This is a genomic window from Companilactobacillus zhongbaensis, assembly GCF_003946515.1.
In the GTDB taxonomy this organism is placed as follows: domain Bacteria; phylum Bacillota; class Bacilli; order Lactobacillales; family Lactobacillaceae; genus Companilactobacillus; species Companilactobacillus zhongbaensis.
Genome location: NZ_RHOM01000049.1, coordinates 1 through 1735, shown reverse-complemented (window position 1 = coordinate 1735; position 1735 = coordinate 1). Strand labels below are relative to the sequence as shown.

Genomic DNA, 1735 nt, shown 5'->3' with positions numbered 1-1735 from the left:
TTTTGATAATTTGAAAACAACTTTGTCTTTGTTGTGTAATTTCTTTTTGTCAGCTGAAACGTTAACTTGTTTGCCATTAACAGTGAATGTCCAGTAAATTTTCTTCTTGTTATTTTGTTTGTGACCGTCGATAGCTGTGATAAAGCCGCCTTTGTCGTTAACTTTCCAGCCTTTTTTAAGACCATCAGTAACAGTGGCATTCTTTTTCAATGTGATAGTTTTCTTGGCAATCTTCTTTTTATTCTTCTTCAAAGTGTAAGTAGCTTTGATATTCTCGGAAGCCTTAGCTTGAACGGTTGTTGCAGTTGCTGGAGCGAATACCCCTAGTAACATTAATAATGACAATAAAAATGCTGTAATCTTTTTCATTATTTTCCTCCTCGATTTGTACAACGATTTTTATTATAACAAAGAAAAGGCAGACGAAAATAATAATTTAAAAACCATCCAATTAAATAAGGCACAAAAAAGGATGCTTAAGGATAAAGAAATATATAATCATTTCAATTTAGAAAATATTTCCAGTTCCATCAAAACGGAGCTAAACAAGATAGTGCATGACATCGATGACTAATACTTTAACACCAAACAGAAAGGGGCTATGAATATATAGGGTCTATAATATACAAATAACCCCTCAAAATCATTGTTAAAATAACCCCCAACATCTATAATATAGATGTTGGGGGTTATTTGTTTTAATATTAAAGAAATGACTTCTTCTATTTGTCATCAATACTAAACAATAATTTGTACAAAGTGATTATTTCTTCTAGTTCCTCACGCGATACATGATCGACAATAGTTTCATCAGTGACATGTCTTGCCAGTAAATCTAAGGCTATGGTTTGATCTAATAATACTTTTCCATATACTGTTTGACTACTAGTTAGTCGATGATACATTGGAAAATTACGCTTGGTACTGCTAATTGGAGCCACAATCGTCATGTTACTCGTCTGACAGACTAAATCATTGCTTAGAGCAATGGCTGGTCGCTTATTCATCTGTTCATGACCACGGCTTGGATTAAAGTTAACATAAAATATATCACCTTGGCTTACCATTGAAGTTCATTACCTTCTGACTTTCCCCAATCAAGCTCGTGATCCCTTTTCCCGTCATCTTGCCAATCCTTAAATAGTTCGTGAATATTGGTTGGGTTCTTTTTTATTGGTGTTAAAACAATTGATCCATTTTCAATGGTTATTGTCATATCTTGGTTATCATCTAATTTCAGTTGTTTAATAATTTGGCTAGGAATTCTAGCAGCTTTCGAGTTTCCCCACTTTGCTAAGCGTGTTTGTTCTTTAATAAGTTCCATATTTCCCCCTCCTAAATTATTATTATAAGTCAAGTATATCCCGTGTAGATACACAATGCAAATATTCTTACTGGAGGTCATTTACATGCAACAAGTTGTTTTACCCATCAAAGATTCAAACGTTCTTAAAGAGGTTCAAGATACCTTACTCAATAACTTTAAAGCTGGCCGACGTAACTATACAGTTTTTCAAGTTGGCAAAGCGACACTGTTGCGGGTCAGTGATGTCATGCGCTTAAAACAAACCGATATTTTTAATCCAGACGGTTCTATTAAACAAAATGCGTTTATTCATGACCGAAAAACTGGTAAACCTAATACCTTGTACCTTAAACCTGTTCAAACAGAGCTCTTATTGTACCGTCAATGGCTGCTTGATCATAAGCTGGATTCTGAATGGCTCTTTCCTTC

Annotated in this window: 3 protein-coding genes and 1 pseudogene; 1 reads left to right on the top strand and 3 read right to left on the bottom strand. The window is 34.3% G+C overall.

Annotated features, from left to right (window positions below; genetic code table 11):
• The 3 genes from EKM69_RS11715 to EKM69_RS11700 form a co-directional block, all read right to left on the bottom strand.
• Window positions 1–369: DUF4430 domain-containing protein (locus EKM69_RS11715; protein WP_164505940.1), on the bottom strand; the 369-nt coding region annotated here is incomplete at its 3' end.
• 353 nt (window positions 370–722) lie between these two features.
• Window positions 723–1067: a type II toxin-antitoxin system PemK/MazF family toxin gene (locus tag EKM69_RS11705; RefSeq protein WP_125711244.1), complete on the bottom strand. Its 345-nt coding sequence runs from the start codon at window positions 1065–1067 to the stop codon at window positions 723–725.
• A complete protein-coding gene (locus tag EKM69_RS11700) occupies window positions 1061–1324 on the bottom strand; it encodes an AbrB/MazE/SpoVT family DNA-binding domain-containing protein (protein ID WP_001748109.1) in 264 nt (87 codons plus the stop codon). Before EKM69_RS11700 ends, EKM69_RS11705 begins: the two co-directional genes overlap by 7 nt.
• A gap of 85 nt (window positions 1325–1409) precedes the next feature.
• On the opposite strand from EKM69_RS11700, the pseudogene EKM69_RS11695 reads away from it, so the two are divergent.
• Window positions 1410–1735 (top strand): annotated as a pseudogene (locus EKM69_RS11695) (site-specific integrase); the annotation flags it as partial.